16 protein-coding genes and 1 pseudogene are annotated in these 15,530 nt (G+C 40.3%); 5 read left to right on the top strand and 12 right to left on the bottom strand.

Annotated features, from left to right (window positions below):
- Positions 1 to 85: 85 nt before the first annotated feature.
- The 7 genes from MSG93_RS05160 to MSG93_RS05130 form a co-directional block, all read right to left on the bottom strand.
- Positions 86 to 316 carry a hypothetical protein gene (locus MSG93_RS05160; protein WP_324620848.1) on the bottom strand — a complete coding sequence of 77 codons (231 nt, stop codon included), beginning with the start codon at positions 314 to 316 and terminating at the stop codon, positions 86 to 88.
- Between the two features lie 53 nt (positions 317 to 369).
- Positions 370 to 1,062 carry a GntR family transcriptional regulator gene (locus tag MSG93_RS05155; protein WP_324620847.1) on the bottom strand — a complete coding sequence of 231 codons (693 nt, stop codon included), beginning with the start codon at positions 1,060 to 1,062 and terminating at the stop codon, positions 370 to 372.
- Between the two features lie 6 nt (positions 1,063 to 1,068).
- The gene (gene uca, locus MSG93_RS05150) at positions 1,069 to 4,674 is read right to left on the bottom strand and encodes an urea carboxylase (RefSeq protein ID WP_324620846.1); all 3,606 of its coding nucleotides are present in this window, start codon (positions 4,672 to 4,674) and stop codon (positions 1,069 to 1,071) included.
- An 18-nt stretch (positions 4,675 to 4,692) separates the two neighbouring features.
- On the bottom strand, positions 4,693 to 6,531 hold the full coding sequence (gene atzF, locus MSG93_RS05145) for an allophanate hydrolase (protein WP_324620845.1): 1,839 nt from the start codon (positions 6,529 to 6,531) through the stop codon (positions 4,693 to 4,695).
- Positions 6,532 to 6,780: 249 nt separating this feature from the next.
- The gene (locus MSG93_RS05140; protein ID WP_324620844.1) at positions 6,781 to 7,137 is read right to left on the bottom strand and encodes a winged helix-turn-helix domain-containing protein; all 357 of its coding nucleotides are present in this window, start codon (positions 7,135 to 7,137) and stop codon (positions 6,781 to 6,783) included.
- A gap of 59 nt (positions 7,138 to 7,196) precedes the next feature.
- Positions 7,197 to 8,306, bottom strand: coding sequence for an S-(hydroxymethyl)glutathione dehydrogenase/class III alcohol dehydrogenase (locus tag MSG93_RS05135; RefSeq protein ID WP_032869770.1), 1,110 nt, complete (start codon positions 8,304 to 8,306; stop codon positions 7,197 to 7,199).
- 14 nt (positions 8,307 to 8,320) lie between these two features.
- Positions 8,321 to 8,596: a metal/formaldehyde-sensitive transcriptional repressor gene (locus tag MSG93_RS05130; protein WP_324620843.1), complete on the bottom strand. Its 276-nt coding sequence runs from the start codon at positions 8,594 to 8,596 to the stop codon at positions 8,321 to 8,323.
- A gap of 296 nt (positions 8,597 to 8,892) precedes the next feature.
- On the opposite strand from MSG93_RS05130, the gene MSG93_RS05125 reads away from it, so the two are divergent.
- Positions 8,893 to 10,401 carry a phospholipase D family protein gene (locus MSG93_RS05125; RefSeq protein ID WP_324621018.1) on the top strand — a complete coding sequence of 503 codons (1,509 nt, stop codon included), beginning with the start codon at positions 8,893 to 8,895 and terminating at the stop codon, positions 10,399 to 10,401.
- A gap of 14 nt (positions 10,402 to 10,415) precedes the next feature.
- On the opposite strand, the gene MSG93_RS05120 is transcribed toward MSG93_RS05125, so the two are convergent.
- From MSG93_RS05120 to MSG93_RS05105, 4 genes are all read right to left on the bottom strand, one after another.
- Positions 10,416 to 11,039, bottom strand: coding sequence for a class I SAM-dependent methyltransferase (locus MSG93_RS05120; RefSeq protein ID WP_005285974.1), 624 nt, complete (start codon positions 11,037 to 11,039; stop codon positions 10,416 to 10,418).
- Positions 11,040 to 11,058: 19 nt separating this feature from the next.
- Entirely contained in the window at positions 11,059 to 11,649 is a 591-nt protein-coding gene (locus tag MSG93_RS05115) for a uracil-DNA glycosylase family protein (protein ID WP_005285976.1), read from the bottom strand.
- Between the two features lie 151 nt (positions 11,650 to 11,800).
- Complete coding sequence (locus MSG93_RS05110) at positions 11,801 to 12,724, bottom strand: hypothetical protein (RefSeq protein WP_005285978.1); 924 nt, start codon at positions 12,722 to 12,724, stop codon at positions 11,801 to 11,803.
- Positions 12,724 to 13,296 (bottom strand): DUF6932 family protein, encoded by a 573-nt coding sequence (locus MSG93_RS05105; protein WP_126687321.1) that lies wholly within the window; start codon positions 13,294 to 13,296, stop codon positions 12,724 to 12,726. The genes MSG93_RS05110 and MSG93_RS05105 overlap by 1 nt, the downstream gene beginning before the upstream one ends.
- A gap of 185 nt (positions 13,297 to 13,481) precedes the next feature.
- Between MSG93_RS05105 and MSG93_RS05100 the strand changes: the two genes are divergently transcribed.
- The 4 genes and pseudogenes from MSG93_RS05100 to MSG93_RS05085 all read left to right on the top strand — a co-directional run.
- Positions 13,482 to 13,700 (top strand): hypothetical protein, encoded by a 219-nt coding sequence (locus MSG93_RS05100; RefSeq protein WP_324620842.1) that lies wholly within the window; start codon positions 13,482 to 13,484, stop codon positions 13,698 to 13,700.
- 12 nt (positions 13,701 to 13,712) lie between these two features.
- Positions 13,713 to 14,378 (top strand): hypothetical protein, encoded by a 666-nt coding sequence (locus tag MSG93_RS05095; RefSeq protein ID WP_324620841.1) that lies wholly within the window; start codon positions 13,713 to 13,715, stop codon positions 14,376 to 14,378.
- A 19-nt stretch (positions 14,379 to 14,397) separates the two neighbouring features.
- Positions 14,398 to 14,646, top strand: coding sequence for a CPCC family cysteine-rich protein (locus tag MSG93_RS05090; RefSeq protein ID WP_005285987.1), 249 nt, complete (start codon positions 14,398 to 14,400; stop codon positions 14,644 to 14,646).
- Positions 14,647 to 14,676: 30 nt separating this feature from the next.
- Positions 14,677 to 14,763: pseudogene (locus MSG93_RS05085) on the top strand (SOS response-associated peptidase); the annotation flags it as partial.
- 77 nt (positions 14,764 to 14,840) lie between these two features.
- Here the strand turns inward: MSG93_RS05085 and MSG93_RS05080 are convergent.
- The gene (locus MSG93_RS05080) at positions 14,841 to 15,467 is read right to left on the bottom strand and encodes a glycine zipper domain-containing protein (RefSeq protein ID WP_324620840.1); all 627 of its coding nucleotides are present in this window, start codon (positions 15,465 to 15,467) and stop codon (positions 14,841 to 14,843) included.
- Between the last annotated feature and the right edge of the window lie 63 nt (positions 15,468 to 15,530).

Below are 15,530 nucleotides of genomic sequence, written 5' to 3'. Positions count from 1 at the left end.
TAGGCATGGAAAAGAGAGTTTTTGATGAAACGCATTTCATTGTCTATAACTACTAAAATTTAGTTTTCAACACTAATTGAAATATTTATAAATTCTTTAATAATTTTTTTAATTCATGGGCGACCTGATCTTCGTTATACATATATTCTCCTCCACTAGGAGCATAGGAAGCTAACATTAGAATAATGTTATCTACTAACTCTTGTTTTAACTCCAGGTTTTCAAGTAGAAATTCTATATTATTAGCATTCTTTTTAGATATATCCTTTTTATCTAGAAATTGTTCGATACAATAAATTAACTCATTTCTAACCATCTTTATTCCACAATGAATTTAAACTATTCAACTAATCTAGCTGATAATTATCTTTAATAAAACTGACTCGAATCCAACATCTGTAGAGTAATTTTTTTCACTTCATCACGACTTTGCATGATATGCGCTTCAATCGCGCTGATCGCTTGTTCGGTTTGTCTTTCAAAAATAAAATCTAAGATTTTTTGATGTTCCTGATAAGTTGCCTCAACCCGATAATCTTTGGAAAAATCCAGACGGCGGATAATCCGGATGCGTTCACTCAAATCACGATGAATCCTTGCCATTTCATTATTTCCCGAAGCACGGACCAAGGCACAATGAAAATCTTCATCTTGTTGAGAGAGCTGCTTAATATCCTTTAAATACTCAGAAGGTTGTATCAACCACAGTGCTTTTAATACTGACAACTCAACTGAAAGATGGTGATCCATCTGACAGAGTTTTCGAATCGAATCTTTTTCCAAAACAATCCGTACATCATACAATTCTTCATAATAACGAAAATTGAGCGGTCGAATCTGCCAACCGCTCCGAAAGCTCACATCGACATAGCCCTCTTGTTGCAGGCGATACAAGGCTTGTCGGATGGGGGTGCGACTCACCTCATAGGCCTTAGCAACTTCAGACTCAGTGAAGCGTTCACCTGGCATCAACTTGAAATCAAAGATGTCATTCTTGATACGTTGGTAAACCAGCTCAGACAAATTGTCTGAGCTTTTTGTTGTTATTTTTGTTTCTTTCATTCAACCCTATTCCATATATACCAATGGTTCACCACTGTGTACGGTTTGCCCTGCCCTGCAAATAATGGCTTTTACAATGCCATCCTCTTCCGCATAAACTGGCAGTTCCATTTTCATGGCTTCAATAATAGCAATAGTTTCTCCCTTTTTGATCTCTTGGCCATGTTCAACAAAAATTTTCCAGATATTGCCGGTCATTGATGCATTTAAAGCAGAAAGATGGCTGTAGTCGGCCTGACTGGCTTGTTCTACCTGCTGTTCAGGTTGTGCAGCAAACTCTTCTTTCCAGCGGCTGACTTCAGTACTAAAGGCCTGTTGCTGTTTTTCTTTAAACGCGGCAATGCTTTCTGCTTCATTCTCCAGGAACTGTACATAGTCAGCATAGTCGAACTCGGTTTCCTCAAACTGGATCTGGGCTCGGCCATTTTCAAAATCTGCACGCCATTGATTGAGTTCGGCTTCAGTCACAGGGAAATATTTAATCTGGTCAAAGAACTGCAAGAACCATTGTTTATCACCAAATTGCTTGTTCTTTTTAAACTTGTTCCAGATCGGCAGCGTTCGCCCAATCAACTGATAACCACCCGGTGAGTCCATACCATAAATACACATGTACATCCCACCAATCCCCACCGTACCTTCTGCGGTAAAGGTCCGTGCAGGGTTGTACTTGGAGCTGAGCAAACGGTGACGGGGATCGATTGGCACAGCACAAGGTGCTGTCAGATAAACGTCGCCCAAACCCAGGACCAGATAGTTAGCATCAAAAATGATATCTTTGACTTCATCACGATGTGCTAGACCATTAATACGTTGGATAAAATCAACATTATTCGGCAACCACGGCGCTTTGGCGCAGACACTTTCCTGATAGCGTTCCACTGCACCTAAAGTTGCACTGTCTTCAAATGCCATTGGTAAGTGCACAATACGCGATGGAATCTTAAGCTGGCTTAAATCCCCCATTTGCTCTTCAAGTTTAAGCAATTGTTGAATCAGCTCAGCTTGAGCAATCACTAAACCATCATATTTAATCTGTAGTGAACGTACACCGGGTGACAGTTCTAAAACTCCAGCAAGATTGGCAGCGCGAATCATTTGAATCAATTGGTGCACGCGTAAACGTAGTGCCAAATCCAAAACGTTTTCACCGTATTCGAGCAAGATATAGCTATCTCCTGCTTGGCGATACACCGTTTTTGGCGATAATTCTGTTTCTTCACGTTGTGCCAGAATGGTGGTAAAGACATCTTGAGCTGGCTCAATGGTTTCAACGACTTTGGCAGCGGCAGCAAAGTTCTGGATACTCTCAATTTGCTTACGTTCTAGCTCGTTGGCCTGCTCGACTGTAATTGGATAAAAACGGATTTTATCATCGGCTTTCAACTGGCCTACTTTCCACAGTTCTGCTTTGGCAATGGTCACCGGACACACGAAACCGCCAAGGCTAGGACCATCTTTTGCTAAAATCACAGGGAAATCGCCGGTAAAGTTGATCGCACCAATTGCATATTCACAATCATGCACGTTGGATGGATGTAGGCCTGCTTCACCGCCATTCTCTCTTGCCCAGCTCGGTGTCGGCCCTGAAAGTCTGACGCCTAAACGGTTTGAGTTAAAGTGAACAGTCCACTCAGAAGCAAAAAATTCTTCCACATATTCAGGTTTAAAGAAATCAGGCGCGCCGTGTGGCCCATACAGCACCGCGATTTCCCATTCATTGCTATATTCAGGAATAAGCTCTTTGGATAAGGCTTGAGGCTCATCAATCGCAAGCGGTAATTCCGCACTGGCAAGTTCTGCATCAACCATTTTGATCATGTCACCAACACGTAAAGTACGTCCTGCATGACCACCGAAATTACCCAATGCGAAGGTTGAACGGCTACCCAAATATAGGGGTACATCCAGTCCATCACGTACCGCTAAATAAGTACGACAGCCTGATGCCACTTGACCAACTTTCAGGGTTTGGCCTGCTTTGACTTTAATCGGTTGCCAAAAAGCAATAAGTTGATCATCCAACACAGCAGTACAACTTGCACCTGTCAATGCAATGGTGGTATCGGCATGGAACTTTAAGCTTGGCCCCACCAAGGTAAATTCAAACCCCGCGGCTTTAGCGTCATTACCTACAATTCGATTGGCAAGTTGGAATGCATAATCATCCATAGGACCTGATGGCGGCACACCAATATCCCAATAGCCTGTTCGTCCCGGATAATCTTGAATTGAACTCAATGTACCTGCTTGAATCACTTCAATGACTTTTGGTGAATAATCAAAATCATCCAGCATGCGTGTCCAGATTTGCATGGATTCAAAACGTTGGTCTGAGACAATCGCGCGTGCATAATCCAGATTGGTGCTGATACCATTTAAACGGGTTTCAGCCAGAACTGTTTTTAATTTTTCGATTGCAGTAGCACGATCGTCAGCATGCACAATAATCTTGGCAATCATTGGATCGAAATACTGGGAAATTTCGGTGCCTGTCTTCACCCAGGTATCGACACGAATGCCTTCTGGGAATGACACTTCGGTAAGCACACCCGGGCTTGGCTGGAAATTTTTAACAGGATCTTCGGCATAGATCCGAACTTCAATCGCAGCACCTTGCGGTTGGATATTGCTGAGGTAGTCCCAATCCAACGCATCGCCCGCCGCGACTTTGAGCATACACTCAATCAGGTCGAGACCTGTCACCATTTCCGTTACCGGATGCTCGACCTGTAAACGGGTGTTCACCTCAAGGAAATAAAACTCATCCCGTTTGGCATCATAAATAAACTCAACCGTTCCTGCACTGCGATAATGGACGGAACGACCCAGTTCAACTGCAGCTTGATGGAGCTTTTTACGGGTTGCTTCAGGCAAGTTTGCTGCGGGGGTTTCTTCAACCACTTTCTGGTTACGGCGTTGCAAGGAGCAATCACGCTCACCAAACGCGACCACTTGACCTTTGCCATCGCCAAAAATCTGTACTTCGACATGACGTGCTTGATCAATAAAGCATTCAATAAACACACCTGCATCTTTAAAGAACTGCTCACCAAGGCGTTTTACACTTTCATACGTTTCAGTTAATGCTTGCGGAGAGTCACAACGGGTTAAGCCAATTCCACCGCCACCTGCAGTGCTTTTGAGCATGATTGGATAGCCAATCCGTTCAGCAGCTGACAATGCCTCATCTAAACTGTCCAGCAGTCCTGTGCCCGGTGTCATTGGAACATTTGCCGCCGCAGCCAATTCACGTGCGCGATGTTTTAGGCCAAACTCCAGAATCTGTTCTGCGGTTGGGCCCATAAAGGCAATGTTGTTTTGTTCACAGGCACGAGAAAAATCGGCACTTTCGGACAAAAAACCATAGCCTGGAAAAATCGCTTCTGCCCCAGTTTGTTGAGCAGCTTGAATCAATTTTTCGATACTTAAATAGGTATCGGCAGGTTTTAAGCCTTCCAGCGCAATGGCAATATCGGCATCCTGCACATGTTGCGCATAACGATCGCTGTCTGAATAAACCGCGACACTGGTAATGCCTAATTTTTTCAGTGTTCGAATTGCCCGAACAGCAATTTCACCACGGTTTGCAATAAGTACAGTCTTAAACATGATGATTTCCCCTAAAAATTAATTGGCTGTATTGGCGAGTTGCTGATCTGCTTGACTGTTCCGATGCTGGATATATGCTCTCCAGCCGCCAAAATGGCTGATATTCTCGGCATCGCCTAAGCCATAGGGTTCACAAATAAAGCCTTTCACCCAACGGCCATCTTCAAGTTCGACATTGCCCATGCCCAATGGGGTTGGAATTTCTGCCACAAACTCACCGAAGCGTGCTGCAGGTACATCCCAAAGCTCGACAATGATGCTTTGCCCATCTTGCTGGCGAGCCAAACCCGGTTTGGGTGGAACGGTGCCATTCAATGCATACAGTGCATAATTTTGAGAAGTCTTGGTGGTTTCGACATGCACTGCACCACGCGTGGTGAGTTGGAAATTCAATGGCATCCCGGTTAGATGAGCCCCTACAACTGCGACCCGAATATGGTGAGGAGACAGTAAAGTTGGGGTATTTGTAGATAAAGGCTTATCTAAAGCACCGAGTTTCAGTGCTAGATAGTTCTGCCAGGCTTTGCCGAAGTGCACCAGCGCTGCGTCATGCCAGGCAGGTGCAATCAAGGTGATACCAAAGGGTAAATTGTCTGCTCTAAAGCCCGCAGGTAATGCCAAGGCACTTAAATCAGCGAGGTTGGTGAAATTGGTATAAGTCCCGAAATGCGCGTTATATTCAATCGGGTGCTGCTGCATTTGTTCAATGCGATAAATCGTCGGTGACGTTGGCACGATCAAGGCATCAAACTCAGCCAAACTCGTTTGAATTTTTCGGCTTAAGTCCTGCTTTAAATATTCAGCATTGTAGGCATCCACCGCAGAATATTTTTCACCTTGTTGAATGATCTCTAAAACAGTCGGGTCAAAATCAGCCGCATTGGTTTTGAGTAGACTGGCAGCCGCAGCGGTACGCTCTGCCACCCAAGCGCCTTGATAAAGTTGTGCTGCAAGTTGCTCAAAAGCAGAAAAATCAATCGGCGTGATTTCTGCATTTAAACTTTCCAGTAATTGGATGGTGTGTTGAAAGGCTTTCTCTGACAACTGGTCACCAAAGAAGTTCAATTTATCCGGAATGGCAAATTTCAATTTGCTGGAAAAACGTGCAGGTACATTTTTCGGGTGCTGACGTGAATAGCTATCGAAAGCATCATAGGCTTCGGCCTGATTCGCCACCAATTCCGCATCAGAAACCGTCAATGCAAAAATAGAAATACAATCAATACTTTTTACTGCAGGTAATAAACCCCGATTAGAAAAACGACCTTTGGTTGGTTTTAAACCGACAATATTATTGAAGGCTGCTGGCACGCGTCCTGATCCTGCAGTGTCAGTTCCCAAAGAAAATGGCACCCAACCTCTGGCCACAACACTGGCCGAACCGGAGCTTGAACCGCCACTGACATATTCAGCTTTAAAACTATTCGGTACTGCCCCAAATGGCGAACGTGTGCCAACCAGACCTGTGGCAAATTGATCAAGGTTGGTTTTGCCAACAACAATCGCTCCGGCTTGTTTAAGTAAATGAACCGTTTCAGCATCTTGTGTTGCAACAGTATTCAATGCCTTACATGCCGCCGTCGTAACAAAACCAGCCACATCAATATTGTCTTTGACTGCAAATGGCACACCGTATAACGGAAACTGTTTATGCAGATGGTCAGCATCTTGAGTCAGTTGCGTTAATGACTGAATCTGTTGTTCCAATAGTTCTGGGCTGACAATAGAAATCCAGGCAACATCATGAGGATCAATTGCTGCAACCAGTTCTTTTAAAATATCCAGCTGAATTTCTTTGTTTAAATACGCAGCTTGCCATTCAGAAATTGTCCAGCCCAAAGTTTTTAGTTGATGCATTTTATGAATCCTATCTTGTATACAAGTTTGAATAGATAAATGCAGAAACTATGCCAATTTTATTTTTATATATAAATTAATTACTTAATATCTTATATGAACATGAGTGAACATCTAGGGTTTCGTTGTGGTGCTAAAAAATATGTTGTGCGAATCAATGTGCGCTATAAATCAGCAGATGATTAGCGAGACATCAAAGCTGGACGAAATTGTGGAATAAGGCGTGTTAATTTTTTTATGCTTATCGGATTATTTATTTACTTTTAGATAGTGTGCTAAATCTTCAAACTCAGTTGCGACAGCCTGAATCGCTTGCTGCTCCATAGTTCTAAATTTTTTAAGTACCTCTTGCCCTAATTCAGTTACCACTGCACCACCACCATGCGTTCCGCCTGTTTGGGTATCGACCAGATGAGAATGAAAGCATTGATTCATGGTGTCTACCAATTGCCATGCACGGCGATAACTCATCTGCATGGATTTTGCCGCCTGGGAAATTGAGCCTGTACGCTGGATCGCTTCGAGTAGCTCCGCTTTACCGGGACCAAAAGCAATCTGCTCCTCTGAAAAAACCCGGACATGCAATTTTAAACGTGGTTTTGACATCAAGATCCACCTGAGATTTGATGATGCATTTCACATCATCAAATCCTATCATTATAAAGTTAGAAATGAATCACGGTACGAATCGACTTGCCTTCATGCATTAAGTCAAAGGCTTCATTAATATCATCCAATGGCATGGTATGCGTTACGAATGGTGCCAGCTCAATCTCGCCCTTCATTGCATCTTCCACCATTTTTGGTAATTGGCTACGGCCTTTTACACCACCAAAAGCAGTTCCCATCCATTTACGGCCTGTTACCAACTGGAATGGACGGGTTGAGATTTCCTGACCTGCACCTGCAACCCCGATAATCACCGATTGTCCCCAACCGCGATGTGCGCATTCAAGTGCAGAACGCATGACATTGGTGTTGCCGATACATTCAAAAGAATGATCAACGCCCCAACCGGTCATTTCAACAATCACTTGCTGAATCGGCTGTTCATAATCTTTTGGGTTAAGGAAATCGGTTGCACCAAACTGTTTTGCCAACTCAAATTTATCAGGATTGGTATCAATCACGATAATCCGTCCAGCTTTGGCTTGACGTGCACCTTGTACCACAGCAAGGCCGATACCGCCTAAACCAAATACAGCAACACTGTCGCCCTCTTGGACTTTCGCCGTATTATGTACTGCGCCAATACCAGTGGTCACACCACAACCCAATAAGCAGACTTGTTCATGATTGGCTTCAGGATTGATTTTTGCCAGAGACACTTCTGCAACCACGGTATATTCACTAAAAGTTGAACACCCCATATAGTGATAAATCGGTTGCCCCTGATAAGAGAAACGCGTGGTACCATCTGGCATCACACCTTTACCTTGGGTGGCACGTACTGCCACGCATAAATTGGTTTTACCCGATTTACAGAATAAGCATTCCTTACATTCAGCGGTATACAGCGGAATCACATGGTCGCCGACTGCAACACTGGTCACCCCCTCACCAACTTGCACTACAACCCCAGCACCTTCATGCCCCAGCACTGCCGGAAAAACACCTTCCGGATCATCACCTGATAGAGTGAAAGCGTCAGTATGGCAGACCCCGGTATGGGAAATTTTAATCAGGACTTCCCCTTTCTTGGGTGGTTCAACATCCAGCTCTACGATTTGTAATGGTTCGCCTGCGGCAAAAGCAACGGCTGCACGAGATTTAATCACAATGACACTCCTTACTTTAAATAAGATTTAAGAATTTTACTGACTTGAATGAGCTCTTGACTGCGTTGTAACTCCGAAGATTCACCAACGACCAAGGTATCTTTTAAATGAATTTCGAGAAGTTCGGTCATCAAACCATTTAATGCGCCACGAACTGCACAGATTTGCTGCAAAATATCAGCACATTCTGTGTCATTTTCCAAAGCACGCTCTACACTTTGAACTTGCCCCTGGATTCGTCTTACACGTGTGAGAATCTTAGTTTTATCCTCTAATTGTTTAGGCATAATGTCGACCACATTAAATCTAAAAATATACTATACACCAGTATAGTAATATAACTCAATGTTTGCTCATTGATAGACTTAAAGCGCTCGCTTTCAAGAAGAACTGAGATAGAAAAATTAAGTTTTTAAAATGATAAAATATTGATTATATTTATTATTACATTTAAACCTTGGAACCCAAAAGCGTTTAGAGATATAACAAAATCAAACATCTATACATTATTGTTGGACTGGCACGCTTGATCAATAAAATCATAAACAATTCATACCATTTTAAAATCATGGCTCTTGTTATTATGTTTGGAATGGGCGGCTGTTCTTTGCCCCCTAATCAGAACCATGATCGGAGTAACTTCTTGAACACTAAAACAAAGTGGATGAATGATCCACAAGCCGATCTTAATATTGAAAACGGTTTAACGGCTTTTTTAGCTTTGGATGATGCCTTCTTAAGTATGGCCTCACGGATACATTTGATTCGAAATGCCCAGCATCAGCTGGATTTACAATACTATATCTGGAATGATGATGTCATCGGCAACATGATGTTGCATGAATTGCTCAAAGCAGCAGACCGCGGGGTAAAAGTCCGTTTACTGATTGATGATCAGAATGGCATAAAATTAGACAAAACCTTAAAAGCCCTCGCCCGACATCCAAATTTTGAAATCCGTATTTTCAATCCCTATAAGTTTAGACATTTACGTTTTATTGATTATGTATTTAGGCTGAAACAGATTAATCATCGTATGCATAATAAGCTTACCATTGCCGATCATTCGATTGCCGTAACAGGTGGCCGTAATATCAGTAGTGAATACTTTGATGCAGGTGAGCAATTCCAGTTTAGCGATATGGATATTTTATTCTACGGTAAAGCAGTCGATCGCGCAGAACAGGTTTTCGATGAATTTTGGTCCGATCCACTCAGTTATTCAACAGAACAATTAATGGGTGCGGCTTCGCCGCAGCAACTTGAGGATTTAAGAAATAGCTATAAAGCCTTAGATCAGGTTGATACCCCGACCGAAGATAAACTCGAGGCCGCACAAGATTATTTAAAACTTCGCCTACAAAACTATCCGGTGCAATGGGCAAAAGCGCATTTTGTCGCTGATCACCCGAGTAAGGCCTTAGGAAAGGCCAAAAATCAGCAGCTTTTATATGCTCAAGTTCTGAAAATTATGGGCAAACCTGAACAACATATGGAGCTGGTCTCTGCTTATTTTGTACCGACTCAACAAGGAACTGCCTACCTCAATCAACTCTCTAAAGACGGGATAAAAGTACGTGTTCTGACCAATAGTCTGGTAGCCAATGATGTCGCCGTGGTGCACTCTTTTTATAGCCAATACCGAAAACCACTACTACAAAGTGGTGTACAGCTGTATGAATTTAAACCGAATATTGAACGTAAAAAACGAACATGGTATGAAATTGCGACTGGGAGCGTAATCCCGGTGAAAGGCAAGAATCGCTCCAGCTTGCATGCCAAATTCTTTGATGTCGATGGAAAGGTGTTTATTGGTTCATTTAACTTTGATCCACGCTCTGCGCATTTAAACACTGAAGTTGGTTTAGTAGTTGAATCTGATCATTTACAAGACCAGATTACGGCTATGCTGGATCAGCATTTGCTACAAGTGGCCTATCAGCTCAAACTAGATCAAAATGGCAATATTGTCTGGTATGAACATAAGCCAAATGGTGAAGTGGTTGAGCATCATCATGACCCTGAAAGCACCAGATTCCAGCGCTTTACCATGCACGTTGTGTCTTATTTTCCAGTTGAATGGATGATGTAACGAAGCTTGTTTAGTTAAACCCAATTGATCTCAAATAAACATAGCCCTTCTATCTCTAACGGCATCTTGATTTGTGTAAAAGATGCCTGTTCAAGTGCATTCACATGCTCTTGCCTGGTCATATAAAGCTGATCATTCTGCATTGCATGTGCTGCACACAAATGATCACATACTAAATAATGGCCTTGAGGTTTTAACAAGGTTTTTGCGATTTTATGAAAATTGGTTGCATAGCGTTTATGTCGCAACTCGTGTAATGCTTGATGGATAATGATCAGATCATATTGCTGAGTAAAAGTATTTTGCCAGCCCGTCTCTTTAAAATTTCCAACAATATAGGTTGCCCGAGCTCTCTCAGTATTATTAAGTTTTTCTTGTGCCAGCTGATGCATTGCTTCTGAAAAATCAAAAGCGGTATATCGAAGATCAGCAAGTTGTGAGAGCAAATGTTGAGCTAAAAATCCAGGTCCAGAACCAAGTTCCAATACATGACATTGTCCAGACACATGCTGTCTAATTAGATTGACATAATATTCAAAGAAATCCTTTCGCCACGGTCTTTTCACATTCGCCGTTTGTTGCCATTCCAAAGCATCAGCGAAAATTCTTAAATCAATTGGGCTCTCAACATCCTTCATTTATTTCCCTTTTATATAATTAAATTAAACCAATTTGTTTAAAAAATTGCTGATATACCTCTGCTTTTTTTTCCAGTGCTAATGGATATGCACGTGATGACGACGGTAAACGATATAAATTCAGTTCCCGATCGAGATGTTTAACCTGTACAGATTGACCAATCAGCGGTTTGATCGGCTGATCGGGGAAATGCTGCATCAATGTATCTGTGGCCTTATCTCCCGTGGTCATGATGGTATGACACATGGGAATCTGTTCAAGTAACTTTGATAAATCTGTAGGTGTGACAATTTCTAAAAATTTATCCGAAGCATTCCCTTGTAAGCGTTTTATCTGATACGCCGTATCAAATATTCCGACACCAATCTGAGTCAGAAAATCCTGAATCAGTTGCTGTTTAAAGTTTTTATTAGGTAAATCTAAAAAATGATTTTTATCTTGAAAGAAAATCAGACCAAATATCCGCCACATATCGTTCTGATAGTTAGGATAGTAAAAATTCATCTTCCAGCGGCTTTGCGGCGGCGGGAAACTACCGAGCATCAATAGCTTGGCATTGGAAGGTAAAAACGGTTGTAATGGATGTGTTTCTATTTCTATATCAGTCATTTATGTCAAAAGCCAAATTTTAAATTGAGTAAATCATTTTGTTTATTTTATAGAATTTTCCAATTTTTTGCTCGGTTCTTTTGTTGGTGAAAATTTCGCCTCAATAAAATTTTTTCATAAAAAACCCACCTTTGGGTGGGCTTAATAGTATTTATTGATTTAAGAATATATTATCTATAGATTTCAGAATAAACTTAGGTCTACTATTTCCTATAGTTGCGACAGCAAAATTAACTGTAACTGATTTAAATAACCATTTAGGATTAATTAAATCCTTATGAGGAATATCAGAACTGATCTTACCCTTAATCAAATCACCATCAATCTCTGTCCTAAACTCAAATGAATGTGTTGATGGTAAAATCCCTTGAAAGATACCTCTATATGGAATTATTTTTTCTAAAAAATTATCTTCATTTAAACGAGATAGCGCAAAAGAAATTTGTTTACTATCCTGAAATCTGAAAAAGTGATTATCGAATTCCAATCCACATCTTGCATCTTGTTCATCTAAAAAACTTAGAAACTCATGAATTTTTGATATAGCTCTTGGATGTATCTCTTCAAGAATATCAATTAATTCATCATCTGTCCCAGTAGCGGCTAACTCAAATAAGGTCCTAATATTATTAATCGCCTTTTCAGTAATTGAAACTTCAGGACATAAATCAGTTTGATCTGGTCTTGGTAGCTCTAACTCAAAACCAAACGATCCAATGGCAGTTCCAGTGATCATAAGCTGATTCAAGTTGCTATGTGGTATTTTACCTTTAAAATGGAACTCACCAGTTAATCCTGCTGATATTGCAGAAACAGCATCAGAGAATATCTTTGTGGCCTTCGTTGCAAAACTAGCGGAAATAGCTTCACTACCGATAACAGGATTACCTCGAAACGTTAATTTCGCTCTTTTTACGATATGGTAAGGATTGGCTGATTCCAAACAGTTCTCGACCTCTTCAAGCCTATTTTCCAATCCATATCTATCAATAACATTCTCTTCTGGAATATTTGCTAATAACTCTTTAAGAGTATTTCTTTCCGCAGTAAGGTTAGCATACATAAGAGCATTCATTACGCTATACCTCCTTTGCAATTAAGTAAAACTATAGCTTGTTGATCTTCCTCATAATTAAGTGGCACTTCTAGAAATCCTTTCCATAAATTATCACTTTTACGATGTGACCACATGCTATACCAATAAGTGATGCGTTGAATTAACTCATAAGTTAAATTTTGCCCTAAAATCACTGGATATGCATCAACTTTAAAGTTCAACTTAGTAAGTTTTGTTGTAAATAAATCTTTTGTTTTTGGCAAAAAACTTAGTTGTGTTTCACCATTTGGAAGATGAAAAAAGGTAACAACATCAATATCATTAGGAGGCCTATTTTCCAAAGTTTCTATGTTAGTTGTAAAACTACCATTTAGCCATTGATAACCAGATGCTAAGCCCGCTTTATATAATTCTGCTCGATATCGTAATAAACCGTCTAAAATTGCTCTTCTTTCTTCTGTGTACGCAAATAACTCAATCAAATTAACAATAGAAATTGTATACGGAGATCTATGAGGACTTGTTCCATCATTTTCATCAATAGGAGGAATTACACCTGCCATGTTAAAGATTTGAGGTTTAGTATCCATAATTACTTATTATTCCTTCCCAATACTCTGAATTAATACGACTTTACAGAGTAATCAACTTATCTAATCCATTAAACTATAACTCATATTGGGGTATGTTGTGCTACCATTTGGCGCATAAATTATGGCATTTTAATTCACCAAACTATTTTTAGTAAAATTTACACTGTGTTTAAGTGGTAATAATGAAGTTTATTCTATTAGTAATATTTTTATTTATTCCTTTTTCTTTGCAAGCTAAAAATTGCTCTGACTTTGGAACTCAAAAAGAAGCACAAGCTTGGTATGAGCAAAGAAAAAAATCTGGGCAAACTGGCTGGAAAAGCTTAGACCACGATGGAGATAGTAAAGCATGTGATTGCTTACCAGGTGGGAATGGCAAGAATTACCCGAAGAAGAAATAAAAAGGAAAGAATATGAAGTTTAATTTTTCATTGGATACAGCAATCATTATTTCTTTAATTGCTATTTTTCTATTTGTATCTGGGCAAGCTTATTTAGGTGGTTTATTACACACATTCTATGTTGACCCTATAGTTCTAGGATTTAGCGTTCAAGACAAAATTTACTGGGGTTACATTAAAGGATTGAACCCAATTGCATATTCCCTTCTAATCATTTTTTGCTATTTTTTTATTCGTTATATAGACACTTCTTTGGAAATAAGATCTCGAATGTCTGAGAAAATTGCCAATTTTGTTCGTAAGAAAATTGATTTCCGTCTTGAACATAAACCATATATTCACAATCAGATTTCAAAAACTGAGACTGAAAATGGCTTTTTTTCATCAATCATGCTTATGGCAATTATTTATGGTTTATTTTTATCAAGTTTACATGGCTTAAATCATCTAGAGAAAAAAGGTTCAAGTTCTGGAAAACTTATCCTTAATAATATTAAAGATTTACCATTAGTAAGAATAACTGGTGTAGAAACCAACCTAAAACATTACCGCATCTTATGCGGTTCTACCCTATGTGCTGTGATAGATGAAGAGAAAAATGTCTCTTTGGTGGAGCCAAAGAATGTAGTGTATGTGAGTTCTAATTTTGCTGAAAAGCTTGAGAAAAAAAGCTCATAAGAATTAATGGAGAAATAGAATGCTCTACCCGTGTTTATGCTGTGGCTATTTAACCAGAGATGAGCCATCAAACGGCGACTATGTTATCTGCTCTGTATGCTTCTGGGAAGATGATCCTGTGCAAGCAGAAGACCATGATTACGCTGGCGGTGCAAACCTACCTTCGCTAAACCAAGCCCGTGAGAACTTTAAAAAGTATGGTGCCAAGGAAAAACGATTTGTTAAGGATGTGAGAAAGCCGAGAGATGAAGAGATTCCGAAGGGTTAGAGTGTGTTATTTATAAAAATGGAGGTTGTAATGTGCGCAAGCTACGAACCAATAGCTCGAAGTCGAGCACAGTTACTAAATATACTTGAGCCAACTTTCGACTATAAAAGCGATCTTTAAAATTAAAAATTAGCTTAAAAATATAGCATCGCAAAGTCTCCCCCATAGAGGAGACTTTCTAAGTATTAAATGACTTAAGGATTAATTTTCTCCCATCCATCTTTTACAGCAAATTTAGCTTCCTCCCACTGTAAACGTGAACTGCCTTTAACTTGCTCCCATTTAGTTTTCAATGTAGATTCAACCTCGGAAAAATTAATTTCTGCATTATTATGCACGCGATTTTCATAACCTAAACGATAAGCTGCTCGATAATCACGATCATATTCTAGATTCTTGCTTTCAGTATAATATGGCATTTTTTTATAGTTTTCTCGCCAATAATTATCATCTTGCCAGTAATCACTATCATCTTGTTTATTATCTGTTTGGGCTATGTCATTACCTGCTATTGCCCCTACCACACCACCAATAATCCCCCCAACAACAGCACCTGGAGGGCCACCAACAACACCAAATGCAGCACCTACCGCCGCTCCTCCCAAGGTTCCTGCACCTGTAGCAACCAAATTCTCTCCCCCTTCATTCATATCGGGTACATGATTGTTATTAGCCGGTGGAGAGTTTAAATCCGGACGAGCATTATCAATTGTGGATGAAGTATCTTGTAACGGTTTGCTATTTGATAGATTACCATTAGAAGATGGCTCTTTTTGAGTCGTATGATTACCATCTAAATTTGATTGTTTTGTATTTACCATTTTCTTACTCCCTATATTTTAAAATCTAGTGTCTTTCAAAAGAGCTAGAATATTAAAAGAACT

Source organism: Acinetobacter sp. IK40 (genome assembly GCF_035615075.1).
GTDB lineage: Bacteria > Pseudomonadota > Gammaproteobacteria > Pseudomonadales > Moraxellaceae > Acinetobacter > Acinetobacter courvalinii.
This window is presented reverse-complemented; position numbering and strand designations above follow the sequence as displayed.

Coding starts and splice junctions, on each gene's coding strand:
- MSG93_RS05160 (WP_324620848.1), bottom strand. CDS start 316: ATGGTTAGAAATGAGTTAATTTATTGTATCGAACAATTTCTAGATAAA.
- MSG93_RS05155 (WP_324620847.1), bottom strand. CDS start 1,062: ATGAAAGAAACAAAAATAACAACAAAAAGCTCAGACAATTTGTCTGAG.
- uca (WP_324620846.1), bottom strand. CDS start 4,674: ATGTTTAAGACTGTACTTATTGCAAACCGTGGTGAAATTGCTGTTCGG.
- atzF (WP_324620845.1), bottom strand. CDS start 6,531: ATGCATCAACTAAAAACTTTGGGCTGGACAATTTCTGAATGGCAAGCT.
- MSG93_RS05140 (WP_324620844.1), bottom strand. CDS start 7,137: ATGTCAAAACCACGTTTAAAATTGCATGTCCGGGTTTTTTCAGAGGAG.
- MSG93_RS05130 (WP_324620843.1), bottom strand. CDS start 8,596: ATGCCTAAACAATTAGAGGATAAAACTAAGATTCTCACACGTGTAAGA.
- MSG93_RS05125 (WP_324621018.1), top strand. CDS start 8,893: ATGTTTGGAATGGGCGGCTGTTCTTTGCCCCCTAATCAGAACCATGAT.
- MSG93_RS05120 (WP_005285974.1), bottom strand. CDS start 11,039: ATGAAGGATGTTGAGAGCCCAATTGATTTAAGAATTTTCGCTGATGCT.
- MSG93_RS05115 (WP_005285976.1), bottom strand. CDS start 11,649: ATGACTGATATAGAAATAGAAACACATCCATTACAACCGTTTTTACCT.
- MSG93_RS05110 (WP_005285978.1), bottom strand. CDS start 12,724: ATGAATGCTCTTATGTATGCTAACCTTACTGCGGAAAGAAATACTCTT.
- MSG93_RS05105 (WP_126687321.1), bottom strand. CDS start 13,296: ATGGATACTAAACCTCAAATCTTTAACATGGCAGGTGTAATTCCTCCT.
- MSG93_RS05100 (WP_324620842.1), top strand. CDS start 13,482: ATGAAGTTTATTCTATTAGTAATATTTTTATTTATTCCTTTTTCTTTG.
- MSG93_RS05095 (WP_324620841.1), top strand. CDS start 13,713: ATGAAGTTTAATTTTTCATTGGATACAGCAATCATTATTTCTTTAATT.
- MSG93_RS05090 (WP_005285987.1), top strand. CDS start 14,398: ATGCTCTACCCGTGTTTATGCTGTGGCTATTTAACCAGAGATGAGCCA.
- MSG93_RS05080 (WP_324620840.1), bottom strand. CDS start 15,467: ATGGTAAATACAAAACAATCAAATTTAGATGGTAATCATACGACTCAA.